At 60.0% G+C, this 20,702-nt stretch carries 18 protein-coding genes and 2 tRNA genes; 11 read left to right on the forward strand and 9 right to left on the reverse strand.

Features of this window, described 5'->3' with window-relative positions; translation table 11 throughout:
* Positions 1-48: 48 nt before the first annotated feature.
* Together AC3WOY_RS20610 and AC3WOY_RS20615 are read right to left on the reverse strand one after the other, a co-directional pair.
* Positions 49-924, reverse strand: a complete 876-nt coding sequence (locus AC3WOY_RS20610; protein WP_492427163.1) for a segregation and condensation protein A — start codon at positions 922-924, stop codon at positions 49-51.
* Entirely contained in the window at positions 924-1,133 is a 210-nt protein-coding gene (locus tag AC3WOY_RS20615; RefSeq protein WP_492427165.1) for a DUF3460 family protein, read from the reverse strand. The genes AC3WOY_RS20610 and AC3WOY_RS20615 overlap by 1 nt, the downstream gene beginning before the upstream one ends.
* A 233-nt stretch (positions 1,134-1,366) precedes the next feature.
* On the opposite strand from AC3WOY_RS20615, the gene AC3WOY_RS20620 reads away from it, so the two are divergent.
* Positions 1,367-3,496 carry an EAL domain-containing protein gene (locus tag AC3WOY_RS20620; RefSeq protein ID WP_492427167.1) on the forward strand — a complete coding sequence of 710 codons (2,130 nt, stop codon included), beginning with the start codon at positions 1,367-1,369 and terminating at the stop codon, positions 3,494-3,496.
* Here AC3WOY_RS20620 and AC3WOY_RS20625 read toward each other — a convergent pair.
* The 3 genes from AC3WOY_RS20625 to metG all read right to left on the reverse strand — a co-directional run bounded on the left by AC3WOY_RS20625 (position 3,493) and on the right by metG (position 7,887).
* Positions 3,493-5,187, reverse strand: coding sequence for a SulP family inorganic anion transporter (locus tag AC3WOY_RS20625; protein WP_492427169.1), 1,695 nt, complete (start codon positions 5,185-5,187; stop codon positions 3,493-3,495). The genes AC3WOY_RS20620 and AC3WOY_RS20625 overlap by 4 nt on opposite strands.
* Before the next feature lie 100 nt (positions 5,188-5,287).
* Positions 5,288-5,767 (reverse strand): GNAT family N-acetyltransferase, encoded by a 480-nt coding sequence (locus AC3WOY_RS20630; protein ID WP_492427171.1) that lies wholly within the window; start codon positions 5,765-5,767, stop codon positions 5,288-5,290.
* A gap of 53 nt (positions 5,768-5,820) precedes the next feature.
* Complete coding sequence (metG, locus tag AC3WOY_RS20635) at positions 5,821-7,887, reverse strand: methionine--tRNA ligase (RefSeq protein ID WP_492427173.1); 2,067 nt, start codon at positions 7,885-7,887, stop codon at positions 5,821-5,823.
* A 137-nt stretch (positions 7,888-8,024) separates the two neighbouring features.
* On the opposite strand from metG, the gene apbC reads away from it, so the two are divergent.
* The 7 genes from apbC to AC3WOY_RS20670 all read left to right on the forward strand — a co-directional run bounded on the left by apbC (position 8,025) and on the right by AC3WOY_RS20670 (position 13,475).
* The gene (gene apbC / locus AC3WOY_RS20640) at positions 8,025-9,113 is read left to right on the forward strand and encodes an iron-sulfur cluster carrier protein ApbC (RefSeq protein WP_492427175.1); all 1,089 of its coding nucleotides are present in this window, start codon (positions 8,025-8,027) and stop codon (positions 9,111-9,113) included.
* Between the two features lie 89 nt (positions 9,114-9,202).
* Positions 9,203-10,594 (forward strand): glutamate--tRNA ligase, encoded by a 1,392-nt coding sequence (gene gltX, locus AC3WOY_RS20645; RefSeq protein ID WP_492427177.1) that lies wholly within the window; start codon positions 9,203-9,205, stop codon positions 10,592-10,594.
* A 66-nt stretch (positions 10,595-10,660) separates the two neighbouring features.
* Positions 10,661-10,736 (forward strand) — tRNA-Ala (locus tag AC3WOY_RS20650).
* A 68-nt stretch (positions 10,737-10,804) separates the two neighbouring features.
* Positions 10,805-10,880, forward strand: a tRNA-Glu gene (locus AC3WOY_RS20655).
* Positions 10,881-11,000: 120 nt separating this feature from the next.
* Positions 11,001-12,185: an elongation factor P maturation arginine rhamnosyltransferase EarP gene (earP, locus tag AC3WOY_RS20660; RefSeq protein ID WP_492427179.1), complete on the forward strand. Its 1,185-nt coding sequence runs from the start codon at positions 11,001-11,003 to the stop codon at positions 12,183-12,185.
* Between the two features lie 120 nt (positions 12,186-12,305).
* A complete protein-coding gene (gene efp / locus AC3WOY_RS20665; RefSeq protein WP_492427181.1) occupies positions 12,306-12,863 on the forward strand; it encodes an elongation factor P in 558 nt (185 codons plus the stop codon).
* A 198-nt stretch (positions 12,864-13,061) separates the two neighbouring features.
* Positions 13,062-13,475, forward strand: a complete 414-nt coding sequence (locus AC3WOY_RS20670) for a hypothetical protein (RefSeq protein ID WP_492427183.1) — start codon at positions 13,062-13,064, stop codon at positions 13,473-13,475.
* On the opposite strand, the gene AC3WOY_RS20675 is transcribed toward AC3WOY_RS20670, so the two are convergent.
* The 3 genes from AC3WOY_RS20675 to AC3WOY_RS20685 all read right to left on the reverse strand — a co-directional run bounded on the left by AC3WOY_RS20675 (position 13,476) and on the right by AC3WOY_RS20685 (position 16,757).
* The gene (locus AC3WOY_RS20675; protein ID WP_492427185.1) at positions 13,476-14,474 is read right to left on the reverse strand and encodes a M48 family metallopeptidase; all 999 of its coding nucleotides are present in this window, start codon (positions 14,472-14,474) and stop codon (positions 13,476-13,478) included. It lies immediately after the preceding gene.
* Positions 14,474-15,577 (reverse strand): YjgN family protein, encoded by a 1,104-nt coding sequence (locus AC3WOY_RS20680; RefSeq protein ID WP_492427187.1) that lies wholly within the window; start codon positions 15,575-15,577, stop codon positions 14,474-14,476. Before AC3WOY_RS20680 ends, AC3WOY_RS20675 begins: the two co-directional genes overlap by 1 nt.
* A 148-nt stretch (positions 15,578-15,725) precedes the next feature.
* The gene (locus AC3WOY_RS20685; protein ID WP_492427189.1) at positions 15,726-16,757 is read right to left on the reverse strand and encodes an NADP-dependent oxidoreductase; all 1,032 of its coding nucleotides are present in this window, start codon (positions 16,755-16,757) and stop codon (positions 15,726-15,728) included.
* A gap of 313 nt (positions 16,758-17,070) precedes the next feature.
* Between AC3WOY_RS20685 and AC3WOY_RS20690 the strand changes: the two genes are divergently transcribed.
* The 3 genes from AC3WOY_RS20690 to purU all read left to right on the forward strand — a co-directional run bounded on the left by AC3WOY_RS20690 (position 17,071) and on the right by purU (position 19,954).
* On the forward strand, positions 17,071-17,586 hold the full coding sequence (locus AC3WOY_RS20690) for a bactofilin family protein (RefSeq protein ID WP_492427191.1): 516 nt from the start codon (positions 17,071-17,073) through the stop codon (positions 17,584-17,586).
* A gap of 147 nt (positions 17,587-17,733) precedes the next feature.
* Positions 17,734-18,753 (forward strand): IS110 family RNA-guided transposase, encoded by a 1,020-nt coding sequence (locus tag AC3WOY_RS20695; protein ID WP_492421991.1) that lies wholly within the window; start codon positions 17,734-17,736, stop codon positions 18,751-18,753.
* A 325-nt stretch (positions 18,754-19,078) separates the two neighbouring features.
* Positions 19,079-19,954: a formyltetrahydrofolate deformylase gene (gene purU, locus AC3WOY_RS20700; RefSeq protein WP_492427193.1), complete on the forward strand. Its 876-nt coding sequence runs from the start codon at positions 19,079-19,081 to the stop codon at positions 19,952-19,954.
* A 76-nt stretch (positions 19,955-20,030) separates the two neighbouring features.
* Here purU and AC3WOY_RS20705 read toward each other — a convergent pair whose 3' ends face one another.
* Positions 20,031-20,702: an alpha/beta hydrolase gene (locus AC3WOY_RS20705; RefSeq protein ID WP_492427195.1), complete on the reverse strand. Its 672-nt coding sequence runs from the start codon at positions 20,700-20,702 to the stop codon at positions 20,031-20,033.

The following is a 20,702-nucleotide window of genomic DNA, read 5'->3' on the forward strand; positions in this document are numbered from 1 at the left end:
ATGCCTTGCTAAGTGCCACGTTGCTGCACGTGCGGCGGATGAATGGAATCAGGATGGTGAATAAGCGAGGCGCACGTAGATCGGCGCGAAGGCTTCGGCCTGCGTGATCTCGATCAGGGTTTCCTTGGCCAGTTCGAGCAGCGCGATGAAGTTCACCACGACAACCGGAACGCCGCGCGACGGGTCGAACAGGTCGGCGAATTCGACGAACTTCGCCGATTGCAGGCGGCGCAGGATGCCGGTCATGTGCTCGCGCACGGACAGTTCTTCGCGCGTGATCGTATGGTGCTGCGTCAGTTTTGCACGCTTGATGATATCCGCCCAGACGGCCTGCAGTTCGGAAATGTTGACCTCCGGCCAGCGCGGCGTAATGCTCTGCTCGATGTAGATCTGAGCACGCACGTAGTCGCGGCCGAGCTGGGGCAGTTTGTCCAGCTGCTGGCCGGCGAGCTTCATCTGTTCGTATTCGAGCAGGCGGCGCACCAGTTCCGCACGCGGGTCTTCCGGTTCCTCGCCGGTTTCCGCCTTCTTCACAGGCAGCAGCATGCGCGATTTGATCTCGATGAGCATGGCCGCCATCAGCAGGTATTCCGCCGCCAGCTCCAGGTTGCGCGAGCGGATCTGGTCGACGTACTCCAGGTACTGGCGCGTGACGTCCGCCATCGGGATGTCGAGGATGTTGAAGTTCTGCTTGCGGATCAGGTATAGCAGCAGGTCAAGCGGTCCCTGGAAGGCTTCGAGGAACACCTCGAGCGCATCGGGCGGGATGTACAGGTCGGTCGGCAGCTTGAACAGCGGCTCGCCGTACAGCTTCGCGAATGCCATGCCATCCACCACGTCCGGCGTCGTATCCGGCTGGTTCGCGAGCGCATGCTCGGGGGCGTCAGCCGGCAGGTGTGCCAGCAGGGTGTCCTGCGTGGACATTAGTGGTTGGACTGGTAGACGTAAGGCGATTGCTTGACGCGCGATTCTTCGTCGCGGCGGCGGGCGTCGAGGTCGATGGGCGACTTGTCCCAGAGGATGGCGCGGCCGGCGCGCTGCTTTTCTTCGAGCGACGGATTGTTCTGCTTCAGTTCGGTGATGAACTTGGTGAATTCGGACACGTACGTCGTCTGTTGTTTGCTGAATTTCATGGTGAATTGGGTTCAGAGGTGGAAAAGCAGGCGATATTTTACCTTGTCTTCACTGTCGTTCCGTCAATCCGGCGACAGTGTGTGGCATGGTTGAACACGTTCTTGTCATTGCGTCAACATCATTCGGGAAGGTGTGGCGCCGCCCGGCCAATGCCAGTATGATTTCCTGAAGGGAATTCCTGCGGCAACAGCCGGGGATGCACCAAAGCGTGTGCAGATGAAGAGGTTGCTCCATGTTTCTGGCTTCCGAAGATAGCGTGCCGGATATTCTCGTCGTCGACGATACTCCGGCGGACTGCCATTTCATGGCGGCCATCCTCACATCCCAGGGATACCGGGTACGTACCGTGCACAATGGGCGCGGCGCCCTTGAAGAAGTAGAGTCTGCAGCCCCGGACCTCATTCTGCTCGACATCAACATGCCCGACATGGACGGCTTCGAATTGTGCCGCCAGTTGAAGCAGTCGCTGCAGCACGCGAGCATCCCGGTCATCTTCATCAGTTCCTACGACGACACCGACATCAAGGTGTCCGCCTTCAATGCCGGCGGGATCGATTACGTCACCAAGCCGCTGCGTGTCGCGGAACTCAAGGCGCGTATCCAGGCCCACCTGCAACTCAAACGTGCCCAGGACCGGCTGGGTTACCAGGCAGGTCACGATCCCCTGACCGGATTGCCCAACAGAAGCCTGCTGGCCGACCGTTTGCACCAGGCGCTCAGTTTCGCCGAACGTTATGGCGGACAGGTGGCGGTGGCCTACATCGACCTCGACAAGTTCAAGGCAGTCAACGACCGTTTCGGTCACAAGGCGGGCGACCAGTTGCTGGTCGAAGCTTCGCGCCGCCTGCAGGCATGCGTGCGCGAATCGGATACGATCGCCCGCATCGGCGGCGACGAATTCGTCATCGTCTTTTACGACCAGTCGTCCGAGAATTCCACGGCCTACGTGATGCAGCGCATCCTCGACAGCATCGCCGAGCCGGTCTATTTCGATGGCTGCCCGGTCATCCCGAGCTGCAGCATCGGCTTTGCTGCATTCCCGGAAGACGGGCGCGATGCCGATACGCTTCTCCGGAATGCCGATACGGCAATGTATCGCGCCAAGGAGCTCGGCCGGCACAACTTCCAGTTTTATACAGGCGAACTCAGCCGCCGCATGAATGCGCGCATGGCGATGGAAAAGAGCCTGCGCGAAGCGATCGCGCGCGACGAGTTCGAACTGCATTACCAGCCGCGCATCGCGCTGGGAAGCGGAAGCGTGGTCGGGCTTGAGGCGTTGATCCGCTGGCGCCATCCGGAGATGGGCCTGTTGCCGCCACTGCAATTCATTTCCCTGGCAGAGGAAGCCGGCCTCATCGACCAGATCGGCGAGTGGGTGGTGCGCACCGCCTGCCGGCAATATGTGGCCTGGCAGCAGCAGGGTTTGCTGCAGGGGCCGGTCGCGATCAACATTTCCGCAAACCAGTTCCTCAAACCCGGCTTTGCCGGCACCATCGCCGCGGTCCTGAAGGAAACCGGCGTGTCGCCCGCACAGCTTGAACTCGACCTCAAGGAGTCGCTGCTGATGCACGATCCTGCCGAGTCGCTGCGTGTGCTCGAGGAACTCAAGCAGACCGGGGTAGGCCTGTCCATCGACGATTTCGGGACAGGTTTTTCCAACCTCGGTTTCCTCAAGCGATTTCCGGTGGACCGGATCAAGCTCGATCCGAGCTTCGTCAGCGATGTCCAGCGGCATCCGGACGACCTCGCCGTCGCCGACGCCGTCATTACTATGGCGCACAGGCTGGGAATGAAAGTGGCGGTCGAGGGCGTGGAAAGCGGCAGCCAGCTTGCCTTGCTCGCGGAACATGGTTGCGATGAAATGCAGGGCGATTACTTCAGTCCTGCTTTGCCGGTCGACTTGTGCGCGGCGCTATTGCGGGAAGGGCGCGCGCTGCCCGAGGAAGGGCGCGCACGCCGGCATGCCGGCCGCACTCTACTGCTCATCGACAGCGGCAACGGGCAGGGCAGGGCGTCGCTCGACATTCCGGATGCACCGCCCTATCGTGTGTTCCAGGCAAGCGATGCCGGTGCGGCGTTCGACATCCTCGCGGCGGAGGATGTCAGTGTGGTCATTTGCGACCAGCAGGTCAGTGACATGAGCGGCACCGAATTCTTTAACCGGATCAGCCGCATGTATCCCCGCACCGTACGCATCATGTGCAGCGACAACAACGACGCTGCGCTCATGGCTGATGCGATCAATGTCGGCAATATTGACCGGTTTGTCCCGAAGTCATGCAAGGGCGAAGAACTCGCGGCAATGCTTGATGCCGCATTTGTCCGCCATGAAAGCGAATCCGGGCTGCAACAGTCGGCCTAGCCGGCTGCCAGTGCATTGGCGCGCATGACTGCGTGCGTCAGATCTTCCACGCAATTGTCCACACCGAGCCGGTCAAGGAAACCCGTCCGCGTCATCAGGCTGAGCGGCTGATGGTTCGGACCGCACAGGATCAGCACGCAGCCGTTCTTCTGCAGCGCCTTGTGCACGGTTTCCAGCGCATCCAGACCGGTAGTGTCGAGGTTGATAAGCTGGGTCATCTTCAGGATCATTACCTTCTCGGGAATGCGGCCCGGCTGCGTCAGGACTTCCATCTTGCCCACCGCGCCGAAAAACAGCGAGCCGAAAATCGAATACGCCACCACGCCCGGCGCAGGCCAGACCGGCAGCGTCGGCCCGGGAATCTGCTCGATCCGGGTCAGGCTGGACACGCGGAAGATGAAGAACACGCAGGCCAGCACCAGCCCGACTTCGACGGCGACGGTCAGGTCGAAGATCACCGTCAACAGGAACGTCGATACCAGCAGGATCCGGTAATTCAGCGAGAAGTTGCCCAGGCGCCGGAATTCATGCCATTCACCCATGTTGTAGGCGACGTGCAGGAGGATGGCGGCCAGTGCGGCGAGCGGCACGTTGGTGGCAAGCGGAGCGGCCGCCAGTACGATCGCCAGCAGCGCAAGCGCGTGCACGACGCCGGCGACCGGCGACGTTGCCCCGGTGCGGATGTTCGTCACCGTGCGCGCAATCGTTCCCGTGGCCGGAATGCCGCCGAAGAAGGGCACGATGAAGTTGGCAGCGCCTTGCGCCATCAGCTCCTGGTTGGGATCGTGCCGCTGGCCGGTGATGTTGTCTGCCACGCGGGCGCACAGCAGCGATTCGATGGCGCCCAGCAGTGCAATGGTCAGCGTCGGGGCAAACAGCTGTTTCACTACATCCCAGGAGAGCGGCGGCAGCTTGAAGCTGGGCAGCCCCTGCGGGATGCCGCCGAAGCGCGAGCCGATGGTTTCGACAGGCAGGTCGAAGATGGTGACAGCGGTCGTGCTCAGCAACAGGACCAGGATGGGACTAGGCAAGGGTTTGAGCAGGCTGGCCAGGCGCGGGAAGCGGAAGGCTTTGGGCGAGCCGTCGGGGTTGTTACGGAAGACCGCAGGCCAGCTGAACATGAGCACCAGCGAAGCGGTGGCGATAGCCAGCGTGATCGGCTGCACGGTCTGCGCATTGGCCAGCAGGACTTTGATCTGTGCGAAGAAGTCGCCCGGCATCCTGTCGATCGCGAGCCCGAAAAAATCCTTCAGCTGCGACAGCGCGATCAGTACCGCAATCCCGTTGGTGAAACCGATGACGATAGGCACCGGGATATAGCGGATCCATGTACCGATGCGGAACATTCCCATCGCAAACAGCAGGATGCCGGCGCATATGGTCGAGATCAGAAGTCCGCCCAGGCCGTACTTCTCGATGATGCCGTAGATGATGACAATGAAGGCGCCGGCCGGCCCGCCGATCTGGACGCGCGACCCGCCGAGCGCGGAGATCAGGAAGCCGCCGATAATGGCGGTGAAGATGCCGGCTTCCGGCTTGGCCCCAGAGGCGATGGCAAACGCCATTGCCAGGGGCAGCGCGACGACGCCGACAGTCAGTCCGGCGGCTAGGTCATGGATAAAGCGTGTCTTGTCGTAACCCTTGAGTGCGTCCACCAGCGCCGGACGAAAGCGGAGGCTGGAAATATTCATGCAGTGAGGCTCCCCGGATGCCTGCTTGTGCCTGTTTTCATGGGCAGGGCGGGCGCCCTGCCTTCGGTATTGCGTGCATTTGTATATCGGCCCGCCACGCTCAATAACCCAGTACCCGGCGCATCACCATCGGCGCGGGCTCAAGCGGATTGGCATGGGTGTATTCGATTTCCGGCGCGAGTTCGAAACCGAATGCGGAATACAGGTCGAGCAGGCGTTCCTGGTCGGCGCGCACGGCGAGGCGCAGTTCGCGCACGTCGGCGGCAAGCGCGCGGTGGATCACTGCTTCAAGGAGATGCTGGGACAGATGCTCGCCCCGGTACGACGGCAGCACGCCCATGCGCATGATTTCCCAGACATCGGGTTCGGATTCAAGGGGGAGCCAGCGCACCGAGCCGATTTCCTCGTCGTTGCGCAGCAGGATGAATCCGCCGCCATTCTGCAGGTCCTGCAGCACGCGCACCGCCGTCTCGCGGTGGCCGCTCGAGGTGACGGCCACCTTGCCTGCCCATGATGCGCGTGTCAGCTCGGCGATGAGCTGGGCGTCCTCCAGCGTTGCTTCGCGGACCACGATGTTCATGGCAACCGCACCTCATGGACACTGCGACTGGGAGACTCTCCGGCAGGCATGGCTTAACGCACCCGCATGCCCGGCTCGGCGCCCGGCCAGGGATTGAGCACATAGATGCCGGGATTGGCCTTCTCGTCGGCGGACGATGCAGCCAGCACCATGCCCTCGGACACGCCGAACTTCATCTTGCGCGGCGCGAGGTTGGCCACCATCACCGTCAGCTTGCCAACCAGGTCTTCCGGCTTGTACGACGACTTGATGCCGGAGAAGACGTTGCGCGTGCGGCCTTCGCCCACATCGAGGGTCAGGCGCAGCAGCTTGTCGGAGCCTTCGACGTGCTCGCAGTTGACGATCTTGGCGATGCGCAGGTCGATCTTGGTGAAATCGTCGATCTTGATTTCCGGCGCCATCGGTTCGATGCCTTGCTGCTCGTCTGCCTTCTCTGCAGGGGCTTCCGCGGCAGCAGGAGCCTCGAACAATGCATCCAGCATCTTGGGGTCGACGCGTTGCATCAGGTGTTCGAAGGTGCCGATCGAAGCCGGGCTGGTCTGCAGGTCGGCCCAGGTCAGGTCGCGCTCGATACCGAACAGTTTCGACACCTTGCGTGCCAGCGCCGGCAGGATCGGGGCGAGGTAGATCGTCAGGCAGTAGAAGCTGCGCAGCAGGTTGCTGCACACGTCCTGCAATTCCTGGTCGTTGGCCGGGTCCTTGGCCAGTTCCCACGGCTTCTTGGTATCGACGTACTGGTTGACTTCGTCGGCCAGCGCCATGATCTGGCGGATCGCCTTGCCGAATTCGCGCGCTTCAAAGGCTTCCTTGATCGCCGCTTCCTGCTCGCCGAAGCGCAGGCGCCAGGTCATGGCTTCACCGCCTGTGACCGGATCGCTCAACTTGCCGCCAAAACGCTTGGTGATGAAACCGGCCGCGCGGCTGGCGATATTGACGTACTTGCCGATCAGGTCGGAATTGACGCGCGAGACGAAATCGTCCGGGTTGAAGTCGACGTCTTCCACCTTCGCATTCAGCTTGGCTGCAATGTAATAGCGCAGCCATTCCGGGTTCATGCCGATGTCGAGGTAGCGCAGCGGCGAAATGCCGGTGCCGCGGGACTTGGACATCTTCTCGCCGCTAACCGTGATGAAGCCGTGCACGAACACATTGGTCGGCACCTTCAGGCCCGAAAACTTCAGCATGGCCGGCCAGAACAGCGTGTGGAAGTAGATGATGTCCTTGCCGATGAAGTGGTACTGCTCGGTCGACTGGTCCTCCATGAAGGCCAGGTAGTCGCGGCCGGTCTTGTCGAAATAGTTCTTCAGCGAAGCCAGGTAGCCGACAGGCGCATCCAGCCAGACATAGAAATACTTGCCCGGCGCATCCGGGATTTCAATGCCGAAATACGGCGCATCACGACTGATGTCCCAGTCGCCCAGGCCTTCTTCGCTCTCCAGCCATTCCTTGGCCTTGTTGACGACTTCCGGCTGCAGGCGGTTCGGCGCCTGGGTCCATTCGCGCAGGAATTCCGTGCACTTCGGATTGGACAGCTGGAAGAAGTAATGCTCGGACGATTTCATTACCGGTGTCGCGCCGGTCAGCGTGGAGTACGGATTCTTGAGTTCGGTCGGCGCGTAAACGGCGCTGCATACCTCGCAGGAATCGCCGTACTGGTCCTTGGCGCCGCACTTCGGGCACTCGCCCTTGATATAGCGGTCCGGCAGGAACATGTTCTTGACCGGGTCGAAGAACTGTTCGATGGTCTTGGTCGTGATCAGCTTGGCGTGGTCGCGCAAGCGGCGGTAAAGATCCTGCGACAGCTGATGGTTTTCCGGCGCATCGGTCGAATGCCAGTTGTCGAAGCTGATGTGGAAGCCGTCCAGGTACTGCTTGCGCCCGGCGGCGATGCGCGCAACGAATTCCTGCGGCGTCACGCCGGCCTTCTCGGCCGCGATCATGATCGGCGCGCCGTGCGCGTCGTCGGCGCCGACGAAATGCACCTCATTGCCCTGCATCCGCTGGAACCTGACCCAGATGTCGGCCTGGATGTATTCCATAATGTGGCCGATGTGGAACGCGCCGTTGGCGTAGGGCAGGGCAGTGGTGACAAACAGCTTGCGGTGCGGTGTGGTGCTCATTTGGCAATAATGCTCGGAGAAATAAAACTGTCATTTTAGCAGTGCGGGGGCTCTTATCGCAGGTGAGCGGTGTCAAACGCGGGCGGAATCGGCCACGAATTGGTTTAGACTTGCTGCTATAAAATTCAGGAGAAACAATGAGTATCACCGTTGAGGCCGTCAAGGCGGCACTGTCCCAGGTTATCGACCCGAATACCGGCAAGGACCTCGTATCGGGCAAATCAGCGAAAAACATCCAGGTCAACGGCGCCGATATCCGGTTCGATGTCGAGCTGGGTTACCCCGCAAACAGCCAGATCGAGCCGATCCGCGCCATGGCAGTCAATGCCGTGCGTACGCTGGCTGGCGCCGGGCATGTCGAAGCGAACGTTTATTCGAAAATCATCGCCCACGCGGTCCAGCGCGGCGTCAAGCTGATGTCGAACGTCAAGAACATCATCGCCGTTGCGTCCGGCAAGGGCGGAGTCGGCAAGTCGACCACCGCGGTCAACCTGGCGCTGGCCTTGGCGGCGGAAGGCGCGCAGGTCGGCATCCTGGACGCCGATATCTACGGCCCGTCGCAGCCGATGATGATGGGCATCTCCGGCCAGCCGGAGTCGCTGGACGGCAAGACCATGGAGCCGCTGGAGAACTACGGCGTACAGGTGTCGAGCATCGGTTTCATGATCGACCCCGACCAGCCCATGGTCTGGCGCGGCCCGATGGTCACGCAGGCCCTGCAGCAATTGCTGGAGCAGACCAACTGGCGCAACCTCGATTACCTGATCGTCGACATGCCGCCCGGCACCGGCGACATCCAGCTGACCCTGTCGCAGCGCGTGCCGGTCACGGGCGCAGTCATCGTGACCACCCCGCAGGACATTGCCCTGCTCGATGCGCGCAAAGGCTTGAAGATGTTCGAGAAGGTCGACATTCCCATCCTCGGCATCGTCGAAAACATGAGCATCCATGTCTGCTCCAACTGCGGCCATGCGGAGCATATATTCGGTGCCGGCGGCGGAGAGAAGATGTGCAAGGAATATGGCGTCGAATTCCTCGGCGCCTTGCCCCTGACGATGGCGATCCGCGAACAGACGGACTCCGGCAAGCCGACCGTCGTCGCCGATCCGGACGGCAAGGTCGCGCATATCTATAGGGAGATTGCGCGCAAGGTCGCGGTCAAGGTGGCCGAAAAGGCCAAGGACATGAGCAGCAAGTTCCCGAGCATTGTCATCAAGAACGACTGATTTCCCGGGCGTTGCCGACAAGGTAAAATAACGCACTTTCCATTTCCACGGCTTTGGCGATCCAAGGCCGTTTTTTTATTCGATTTGCCATGACAGTCCGCACACGCTTCGCACCCAGCCCCACCGGCTACCTCCACCTCGGCGGCGCGCGCACCGCGCTTTTCTCCTGGGCCTTTGCCCGTCACCACGGCGGCACCTTCATCCTGCGTATTGAAGATACCGACCTGGAGCGTTCGACGCCGGAAGCGGTGCAGGCGATCCTCGACGGCATGAACTGGCTCGGCCTGCATCACGACGAGGGGCCCTTCTATCAAATGAAGCGCATGGACCGCTACCGCGAAGTGGTGGGGCAGATGCTGGCCGCCGGTACAGCCTACCATTGCTACTGCACGCCGGACGAAGTGGAAGCCATGCGCGAACGCATGCGCGCCGCCGGTGAAAAGCCGCGCTATGACGGCACCTGGCGTCCCGAACCCGGCAAGACCCTGCCGCCCGTTCCAGAGGGCCGCAAGCCGGTCGTGCGTTTCAAGAACCCGCTCGACGGCGACGTCACCTGGAACGACATGGTCAAGGGCACGATCACGATTTCCAACCGCGAGCTGGACGACCTCGTCATTGCACGCCCTGATGGCACGCCGACCTACAACTTCTGCGTCGCGGTCGACGACTGGGACATGAAGATGACCCACGTGATCCGCGGCGACGACCATGTCAACAACACGCCGCGCCAGATCAACATCCTGCGTGCGCTTGGCGCATCGCTGCCGGAATACGGCCACGTGCCGATGATCCTCGGTGCCGACGGCGAGAAGCTGTCCAAGCGTCACGGCGCGGTCAGTGTCATGGAATACCCGGCCCAGGGCTTTTTGCCGGAGGCGATGCTGAACTACCTGGCCCGCCTCGGCTGGAGCCACGGCGACGACGAGATTTTCTCCATGGAGCAGTTCTGCCAGTGGTTCGACGTCGAGCACCTGAACAAGTCCCCGGCCCAGTTCAATCCTGAAAAGCTGGCGTGGCTGAACAACCATTACATCAAGCTCGCGGACAATGCGCGTCTCGAAGGACTGGTTCGTCCGTTGATGGAGCAGGATGGCGCGAAGTTCGATGGCGCACCGGCACTGCAGTCCGTGATCGCACTCATGAAAGAGCGCGCCAATACCACCAACGAACTGGCGGAAGCTGCCATGCTGTTTTACCGCGAGCCCAATCCGGATCCGGCACTGGTAACCCAGCACGTGACGGACGCGGTGAAGCCGGCGCTCGCGCAGTTTGCGGAAGCATGCAAATCCATCGAATGGAACAAGGCAACGATCTCCGCGACGACGAAAGAAGTGCTCGCCGCGCACAAGCTGAAGATGCCACAGCTCGCCATGCCGCTGCGCCTGATCATTACTGGCCAACTGCAGACGCCGTCGATCGACGCCGTGCTGGAATTGTTCGGCCGCGATACCGTTGTCTCGCGTCTTCAGAAATTTATTTGATAAATTTTTTCGAAGAGGATTTACACGCGAGAAAAATCTTTGCTATACTCTCGTTTCTTCGCACACGGGGGTATAGCTCAGCTGGGAGAGCGCTTGCATGGCATGCAAGAGGTCAGCGGTTCGATCCCGCTTACCTCCACCAGCGACAAGCAGTGCGGTAGAAAAAGAAGTTCAAAAGCAATATAATAGGCTGCAGTTCGACAGGTTTCTGTCCCCATCGTCTAGAGGCCTAGGACATCACCCTTTCACGGTGAGTACCGGGGTTCGAATCCCCGTGGGGACGCCACATTAAAACGCCACGCAATTGCGTGGCGTTTTTCTTTTCCGCAGTAACATTTGATTCCGGCTTCGCTGTACAGGCGAGTCGCGGCACGAGCATCATTCAGCTGGAAGGACATCACCGACCATGCTCCTCGACAAAACACGCGCAACCTCACTGGCCATCTTCTGCAAGGTCGTCGACAACTACGGCGATATTGGCATCTGCTGGCGCCTCGCCCGGCAATTCTGCGAGGAACATGGCATTGAGGTCACGCTGTGGGTCGACGATCTGCAGAGCTTTCGGCGCATTTGTCCGGACGTTGTGCTGAATGTCGACGTGCAGCGTGTCGACAACGTGGAGGTCCGGCACTGGCGTAACCAGGATGGGCAGTTCGCGCCTGGCGACGTCGCGGACATTGTGATCGAATTTTTCGCTTGCGATATCCCGCCTGGCTATATCGCCGCGATGGCGCAATGCGAGCCGCGTCCCGTCTGGCTCAACCTTGAAGGGCTGAGCGCGGAAGAGTGGGTCGAGGGCTGCCATACCTTGCCATCAATGCATCCGCGCTTGCCGCTCACGAAGTATTTCTTCTTCCCCGGTTTTACGGCGAAAACGGGAGGCTTGCTGCATGAGTCTTCGCTGGAGGCGCAGCGCGAGGAATTTCAATCGGATCAGGCAGGTGTGTCGGCTTTCCTGGCCCGGTTTGGTCTGACACCCCCGGAAATAGCTTCGCTGAAAGTGTCCTTGTTCTGTTATCCGCGCGCACCGGTCCCGATGCTTCTGGCTGCCTGGCAAGGTGGCGATATCGCAGTCACGTGCCTGGTGCCGGAAGGCGTTGCCAGTGATGCGATCCAGGCTTTTCTTGGAGCGGAGGCAAAGCCCGGTGCGGTTCGCACGCGGGGGGCGCTCACCGTACGCGTCCTGCCTTTTGTCGCCCAGCCGGACTATGACAGGCTGCTTTGGTCATGCGACCTCAATTTCGTGCGAGGCGAAGATTCCTTCGTTCGCGCTCAATGGGCGGGCAGGCCGTTCATCTGGCATATCTATCCGCAGGACGAGAATTTGCATCATGTCAAACTCGCGGCCTTCCTGAAGCGATACGCAAATGGCATGGACAACCTGGCCTCGTTCTCGCGGGCCTGGAATGGAATGGAGCCAGGTGGCGCAGACGGGAGCCCGGACTGGCTAGCGCTCTGGACACAGTTTCATGCCGATATGCCAAGAATGCTGCGTAGAGCCGCCGATTGGAAGCAAGAAGTGCTTGTAAACGGCGATCTGGTATCCAATTTGCTCAATTTTGCTCGCTCGCGCGGGTCGGCGGCAGGGTAAATGGGGATATAATCCACGGTCAATCGATTGCGTTTGACGTTGGTCAAACGTAGCCTTCGGTGCCGTTTGCCATGACGTGCCCGGTAAATATCAAGCAACTTATTTTTACGATCACTTCCTATGAAATTTGCAAAAGAAATTCGTGTTGGCAACATCATCATGGTTGACGGCAAGCCTTTCATCGTTCTGCGTTCCGACGTCAACGGTTCTAGCCGCACGGGCTTCACCTACAAGTGGAAGATGAAGAATCTTCTGACGAACGCTCCGCTGGAAAACGTCTTCCGCGGCGACGACAAATTCGACGTCGTCATTCTCGACAAGAAGCCGGTGACCTTCTCGTATTTCGCCGACCCGCTGTATGTCTTCATGGACGAAGAATACAACCAGTACGAAATCGAAGCCGAGAACATGGGCGACGCGCTGAACTACCTGGAAGACGGCATGGCATGCGAAGCCGTGTTCTACAACGGCAAGCCGATCTCCGTCGAACTGCCGACTACCATCGTTCGTGAAGTCACCTACACCGAGCCGGCCGTCAAGGGCGATACCTCGGGCAAGGTGATGAAGCCGGCCAAGATCTCCACCGGTTTCGAAATCCCGGTTCCGCTGTTCGTGGACATCGGCGACAAGATCGAAATCGATACCCGCACGGCCGAATACAAGAGCCGCAGCAAGTAATCGCTTTTCGTTCCAGAGAAAGCGCTGCCGGAAACCGCAGCGCTTTTTTTTCGCGTGCTCCAAAAATCCAACGAATTTTCCTGCTCGGACGCGTCGCTTTTGCAATGCCGGAGCCCGACGGTATAAACTGGGCGGCGTTGCCCGAAGGGCAGCGACAAGAAAAATCGTTTTGGCTTGCACAGACAGGGAGAAAGTCGAATGAAGAACATCCGCAGGTTGGGCGTGGCCGTTTCCGTATGCATTCTTGCAGGCTGTTCGTCCACCGGGTTAAAGCTTCCCGACTGGATTCCGTCGTTTTCATCATCGCAGCCGGCGCCCGTACAGGAGCAGCCCGTACAGGAGCAGCCGGTAAAGGCGCGCAACGGTGCCGCTGCGAGCGACATCAAGTTCAATGACGGCGAGGGCGATGTCACGCTCAAGACCGTGGACTTCCGACCGGGCACGTCATCGACGACGGTGGAGCGCCTTGCGAAGCGCTTTGGCTGCAGCGGTTCAACTGGTGCCGGCCTGATTACGGACAAGGGGCCCGTCGAGGTCTACCGGATGAAGTGCGACAATGGCACGACTTTCATGGCGCAGTGCGAACTGCGTCAATGCCGGCCGATGCGCTAATCACACGCCGCCTCGGATGCGCGCAATGCGCTCCGACGCAGGCGGATGGCTGGACAGATAGGGCGAGTGATCACCCGATTCCTTTTCCAGCGCCTCAAATACATGGATCAGTGCCGAGGCGCTGATCCCGTTCTTCTTCAGCATTGCGATGGCATAGTCGTCTGCCTCGCGCTCCGCATCCCGTGAATATTTCAGGTCCAGCATCACGGTCGGGATGTTGGCAATCACGGACGATACATCCCCAAACAGCAGCATGGCGGTAGCGCCGATCATTGAGCCCTGGATGAGGCGGCGCGTCAGGTGGCGTTCGTGCAAGTGCCCCAGTTCATGGGCAAGGACGGCCATGACCGCATCATCGTTATCCACAAGGTGCACGAGTTCGTCGGTCAGGACAATGTGCCCGGAAGGCAGCGCAAAGGCATTGGGGCCGATCCGGCTTTTGCGAAAGATAATCTCGTAAGCCGGCACCCCTTCGGCTGGCGTGACAAGGTTCCGGAAGCGGCCAGCGATTGCTTGCTGCCGTGCGGGCGGCAGGGTGGAGGCGGACAACATGCGCTTGTCGAGGAAGGACAGCGTTTCCCGGCCGATCATCCGCTCCACATTGACGGGCAAGGTCTTGGCGGCGAAATTGGCGGCGGCCGGCAGACCATAAAGGTAACCAAGGACAAGGATTGCGGCTGTGACGGCAAATGCTGCGAGGGTGCCGCGCCAGCTTTGCTGCATCCGGACGACAAACGAATCCTGATATCCGGTGCGCGCAAGCAGTGCATCGAACGCCGCGGGATCGAGGATTTCGAGGTAGGCGCCGTCGGGAAACGTTACTTTTCGCCTGGCGTTGCGGAACCGCTCCGAGACGCGCAGGTCTCTGATCGCACATTCGCGCCGGATGTCTCCGCTGACGACGGCGACCTGCTCGCGTACCGTGAGAGTGACCGAATGGCGGCGGGATGACTTTCCGTCGAAGTAAAGCGCCGCAACGATTGCATCTGCATTCGTCATCAGAGCGACAGGTCGAAATCGAGCAGGTCGGCGGCGCCTTCGCCGGTTGCGGAGGCATTTTCCTGCACGCCCGCGATGAAATCATCGAGGCTGCCGGAGGGAACGATCGTCATCGATTCGATCCGGTACTTCATCGTACGGATCTGGGCGAAAGGGATGAACAGCCCCAGTGTGGCGATGATGCCGATCATGTTGGTCACGGCAATGAACGCCATCTTGCCGACGCGCATGCGGCTGGTGAAACGATGATTGCCCAGGCGCGTATTGTTCCAGATGAGATTCTGGATCAGCGTGAGGAATAGTGGCAGCAGCGAGAACAGCCAGGCGTACACGACGAGCAGGAAGATTGCTATCGTGCCGACAGCCGCCGATCCGGCCTCCCTCGGGCCGCCAGCCTTGATGATGGCGACAAATGTGCCGCCAAAGGCGAGGCCGATCGCCACCATGCCGCCGAGCGCGATGGCAAAAGCGATCAGGTAGGCCTTGTAGAAGCTCCCGGCCGATGCATGGAAGGAAAAAGACGTGCTGCCGTAGCGGCTGTGGTCATGCTGGAACTTCTTGATTCGCTGGTGCGTGAACGGCGCAAGCAGGTAGGCGGTCAGCACGGTCGCGAGGGGAAGCACGAGGTAGGTCAGATAGACTTTTCCTGCAGTGCCGCCGAAGCCGAAGCGGATGCCGCGGTAACTGGAGTTGTAGAGCTTGAACTGCAGGCTTTTCCAGATCAGCCAGGGAATGGCCGCGCCCAGCAGTGCAAGGGCGGCGAAGCCGGCAGCATCGGAAATCATGAAGGCAATGTTGTACGCGCCGAAAAAAAACAGGGCGACGATGCGCCCGCGCAGGATGGACATCGGGCTACCGTGGTAGTCGAAACTGGCGCCGGCAAGGACCGTGTTGTCGTAAAAGTAGCGCGTCTTGCGTACTTTCGCCCATGCCGAATAGATGCCAAGGGTGACGATGGTAAGGAGCAGGTTGACGATCCAGATGCGGAAATACTCGCTGCCGCTCCCGGTAAATACGAACGGCTGCGTACCGGGTGCGGCATGCTGCCTGTCGGTCTGGTCCGGAAATTCCGTTGCGGCGAGCAATTCGTCGGGGTTCACCATGCATCCTCTCCTTGTCGGTTGTATTGTTGTTTGAGCAACTGAGAGAGGGTGACCGGTAGCCGCATAATTGTCAATCGATAGGCCTGCGGCCGTAAACGGCAAATGGCACAGTCGCCCGTGCCATTTGTCCTCGTCCGAGACCTGTCGGTTACTCGTCCTTGGCGACCTGCAGGATCAGCTTGCCGAAGTTCTTGCCTTCAAAGAGCATGAGCAGCGTTTCGGGGAAGTTGTCGAGTCCTTCGACGATATCCTCGCGGGTCTTGAAGCTGCCTTCCTTCATCCACTTCGCCATTTCGGTCACGCCGAGATGGTAGCGATCGGCATAGTCGAACACGACGATGCCTTCCATGCGCGCGCGGTTGACCAGCAGCGACAGGTAGTTGGCCGGACCCTTGACCGGCGTGGTGTTGTTGTACTGGGAGATGGCGCCACAAATGATGATGCGTGCCTTCATGTTGATACGGGTGAGCACGTCATCCAGGATATCGCCGCCGACATTGTCGAAATAGACGTCGACGCCTTTCGGGCAATGCTGCTTCAGGCCTTCGCGCACCGATCCGCTCTTGTAGTCGATGCAGGCATCGAAGCCGAGTTCGTTGACCACGAAATCGCACTTGTCCTTGCCGCCGGCGATGCCGACCACACGGCAGCCCTTGTGCTTCGCTACCTGGCCCACGGTCTGGCCCACGGCGCCCGCCGCTCCCGAGACGACCACGGTTTCGCCTGCTTTCGGCTGGCCGACTTCCAGCAGGCCGAAATACGCGGTCATGCCGGGCATGCCGAGCGCATTCAGGTACTTCGGCAGCGGCGCTGCCTTCGGATCGACCTTGTAGAAGCCCGCAACCTTGTCGTCCGCAGGGCCGGCCCAGTATTCCTGGACGCCGATGGCGCCGGAGACATAGTCGCCGACCGCGAACTTCGGCGACTTCGATGCCACCACCTTGCCGATGCCGCCGGCACGCATGACTTCATCGATCGCCACCGGGCGGATGTAGGACTTGCCCTCGTTCATCCAGCCGCGCATGGCGGGATCCAGCGAAAGGTAAAGCGTCTTGACGACGATTTCACCGTCGGCGATATCGCGCACCGGCTCGGAAGTGAAGTTCCAGTCGCTGCGCTTGGGCATGCCGACGGGGCGTGCAGCCAGGCGGATTTGCCGGTTTGTCAGAGTGGTGGTCATCTTGTCTCCTTCTCGGAATAGGTAGGTAAACCATCATACATTAAATTGAACGACCGTGCTTTTTTGTCAAAGTGTAACAGATTCAAACATTCGGGAATTCGGTTGAACTTTCCAACCGTCACGCTGACCAAGTGAGGAGCCGCAACATTGCTGTGGCTTAAGAGGTGGGGAGGCCGGTAGTTTTTGGCTCTTATTCCTGCAGCGCAAACGCACGTGAAGTGTTGCCTCGTTTTCGATGCGATGGGAATGCTGAGGGCGTTTCCATGACATCGCAAACCGTTTTTAACTTTCGCACTATTTTTTTGGAGATAACATGCTTCGTTCCGAAACCCTCTTTGGCAAGCGCGATACCAACACGCCAAATTCGCCCCTGAGCACTGCCAGCGGCATCGTCCCGACCGGTACTTCGGGTATCTCCAAGCCGATTACTTCCACCGCTGCCGACACGCCGGCCAGCAGCACCAACGAGGGTGGCAGCAAGCTGATCGTCGGACCGAATATCAAGCTCAAGGGCGTTGAAATCACTGATTGCGACACGCTGTGCGTCGAAGGCCGTGTCGAAGCCACCATCGATTCCCGCGTGATCCAGATCGCCGAGCGCGGCGCATTCAAGGGCTCCGCCGAAATCGACATCGCCGAAATCCACGGCGAATTCGACGGCGAACTGACCGTGCGCCAGAAGCTGGTCATCTACTCGACCGGCAAGGTTTCCGGCAAGGTCCGCTACGGCAAGGTCGTGATCGAAGAGGGCGGCCAGCTCTCCGGCGACATCCAGGTCGGCACCGCCGCCGCTGCGAACAAGGGCCTGTCCGTCGCCAAGGTCGGCTAAGTAACAAGAACGATGCATCGGAGCGCCTTCGGGTGTTCCGGACTGCCCGGATAACGCGACAGCGTATCCGGGTTTAATGAGATGGTCACCCTCCACCCTATCAGCGACTACGCTAGTAGGGTGTTTTTACTTGGAGCGGAGATCATCATGGAAGACGTAACGCTGATTGGTATTGACCTTGGGAAGCATTCTTTCCACCTGCACGGCCAGGATCGCCGCGGCAAAGCCGTCTTTCGCAAGAAGTTCTCCCGCAAGCAACTGCTTGAGTTCCTTGCAACGTTCCAACCCTGCACTATCGTAATGGAAGCGTGCGCCGGCGCTCACCATATGGCCCGGCACCTGGCTTCATTTGGACACGATGTGAAGCTTATCAATCCCCAATTCGTCCGCCCCTTCGTTAAGGGCAACAAGAACGATTTCATCGACGCCGAAGCGATCTGTGAAGCGGCGTCGCGCCCCAACATGCGTTTCGTTACACCGAAGACGGAAGCCCAGCAGGTGCTGGGCGCGTTGCACCGAGTGCGAGAATCCTTGGTGCGCGACAAGGTCAAGACGACCAACCAGATCCACGGCTTCCTGCTGGAATTCGGCATCAGCCTCCCCATTGGTCAAGCCGTTATCACCCGTCTATGTTCCGTGCTGGCAGAACACCGACTGCCAGCACGGCTGGTATCCCTGCTGGAACGACTGCATGCTCATTACAAATACCTGGTGGAACAGATTATCGAAGTGGAGAAGGAACTGGTTCGGCAATTGGCCGACGATGACCTGGGCCAACGTCTGCTGGTGGTTCCAGGGCTGGGCCCGATTACGGCGAGCCTCCTGTCGGCGGAGGTTGGGGACGGCAAGCAGTATCGCTGCAGCCGCGACTTTGCCGCATCAATTGGGCTGGTACCGCGACAGTATAGTACTGGTGGCAAGGCCAACCTGCTCGGCATCAGCAAGCGTGGCGACAAGCACCTTCGGCAGTTGTTAGTGCAATGCGCCCGTGCCTATATGCAGCGCCTTGACCGACAAACCGGTCGCCTCGCAGAGTGGGTACGCGAGCTGCTGTTGCGGCGCCATTCCAATGTAGTTGCCTGCGCACTGGCCAACAAGCTGGCGCGCATGGCGTGGTCGATGGCAGCCAAGCATACCCAATACCGGACCGAGGGTGCCGTAGCATAATTCCCGGTCCATCCTGCAGTAGATTTGACACACCCAACTGGTTTTGCGACTGAAGAAATTGGATGACATGAACGGCACACCGGCCTGACGGACAACCTGTCAAATAAATGGGCTCTTTGAAGCCGCGGGTTTTTTTAGGACTGTCAGGCGCGATTCTCATCGTGGCGCGGAGCACTGCTCCAAATGACGCCGGATAGATTTATGCAAGCCACTTCATATCGTCTGAACTCCCAGTTGCAAATAGGAGGGTGACCATAGATTTTGTTTGTCCGCGCGTGCCGTGCGACAATAACGCCTTTCGCTTTTCGCCTGCAGCATTGCCATCATGACCACGACGCACCCGGAGTACATCCTTACACTGTCCTGCCCCGATCACCGCGGTATCGTTCATCGCGTGTCCGGCTTCCTTGCCGAGCACGGCTGCAACATCATCGACTCGGCGCAGTTCGGCGATGCACAGTCTCAGCTGTTCTTCATGCGCGTGCATTTCGCCGCGGAGGACCCGGCCGTCAGCGATGCGCAGTTGCGTGCCGATTTCGACATCGTGGCGAAGGAATTGCGGATGGATGCGCAACTGCACGACGCCCGCAAGAAACCGCGCGTCATGCTGATGGTGTCGAAGATCGGCCATTGCCTGAACGACCTGCTGTTCCGCTACAAGAGCGGCCTGCTGCCCGTCGAGATCCCGGCCATCGTCTCGAACCACACGGATTTCTACCAGCTCTCGGCGAGCTACAACATCCCCTTCCACCACCTGCCGCTGGCGACTGGTGCATCGGCGGAAGCCAAGCGCGCGCAGGAAGATCGCATCCTTGAAATCGTCAAGGCCAATGACATCGACCTCGTCGTGCTGGCGCGTTACATGCAGATTCTGTCGCCGCAGATGTGCGACGCGCTGAAGGGGAAGGCGATCAACATCCACCATTCCTTCCTGCCCAGCTTCAAGGGTGCAAAGCCGTACTATCAGGCGCACGACCGGGGCGTGAAGCTGATCGGCGCGACTGCGCACTTTGTGACGGGCGACCTGGATGAAGGCCCGATTATCGAGCAGGATGTCGAGCGTGTTGATCATTCGATGGAACCGGATACGCTGACCGCCATCGGCCGCGACGTCGAGTGCGTGGTGCTGGCGCGTGCGGTGAAGTGCTTTGTCGAACACCGCATCCTGCTCAACGGACACAAGACGGTGGTGTTCAAGTAAGCTGCCTGGACGAAAAGCAAAAGGGCGGGTCGCACAATGCGAACCCGCACTTTTTTGTTTTTGCCGCCAGTTCGGCTTATGCCAGTATCCGCCTCAGCCACTTGCTGACGTCGGCGATCTCTTCCAGGCACACCGAGTGCTCCATCGGGTAGTCGTGCCACTCCACCTGGTAGCCGAGCCCTTGAAGCAAGTCGCGCGATTTCTCGGCGCGGTCCATCGGGACAATCGGGTCGTGGCGACCGTGGGCAAGGAATATTGGCGTGTCGTGATTGGCCGGATGCCGCTCCGCCGACAGCTTCATATGGATCGGCAGGTAGCCTGACAGGCCGAGCAGGCCGGCGAGCTTTTCCGGGTGGCGCAGGCCGGTCTGCAGCGTCATCGCACAACCTTGCGAGAATCCGGCAAGGATGATGCGGTTCGCCGGAATGCCGCGCGCCTTTTCCCGTGCGATCAGTTCCTCGACCAGGACCTGCGACTTGCGCAGGCCGCCTTCATCCTCACGGTTGGTCAAATCGGTGCCGAGAATGTCGTACCACGCCCGCATGACATAGCCGTAGTTGATCGTCACCGGCATGGTCGGCGCATGCGGAAACACGAAGCGGATTGCCGGGCACCCGGTGAGGTCGAGTTCGCGCACGATGGGCACGAAGTCGTTGCCGTCCGCGCCCAGGCCGTGCAGCCAGATCACCGCGACTTCCGGGTTGGGGGCGGTTTCGATCTCGATGGTTTCCAGGTTCGGAGCGGTCAT

It is taken from the genome of Noviherbaspirillum sp. FW303-A3, assembly GCF_058788695.1.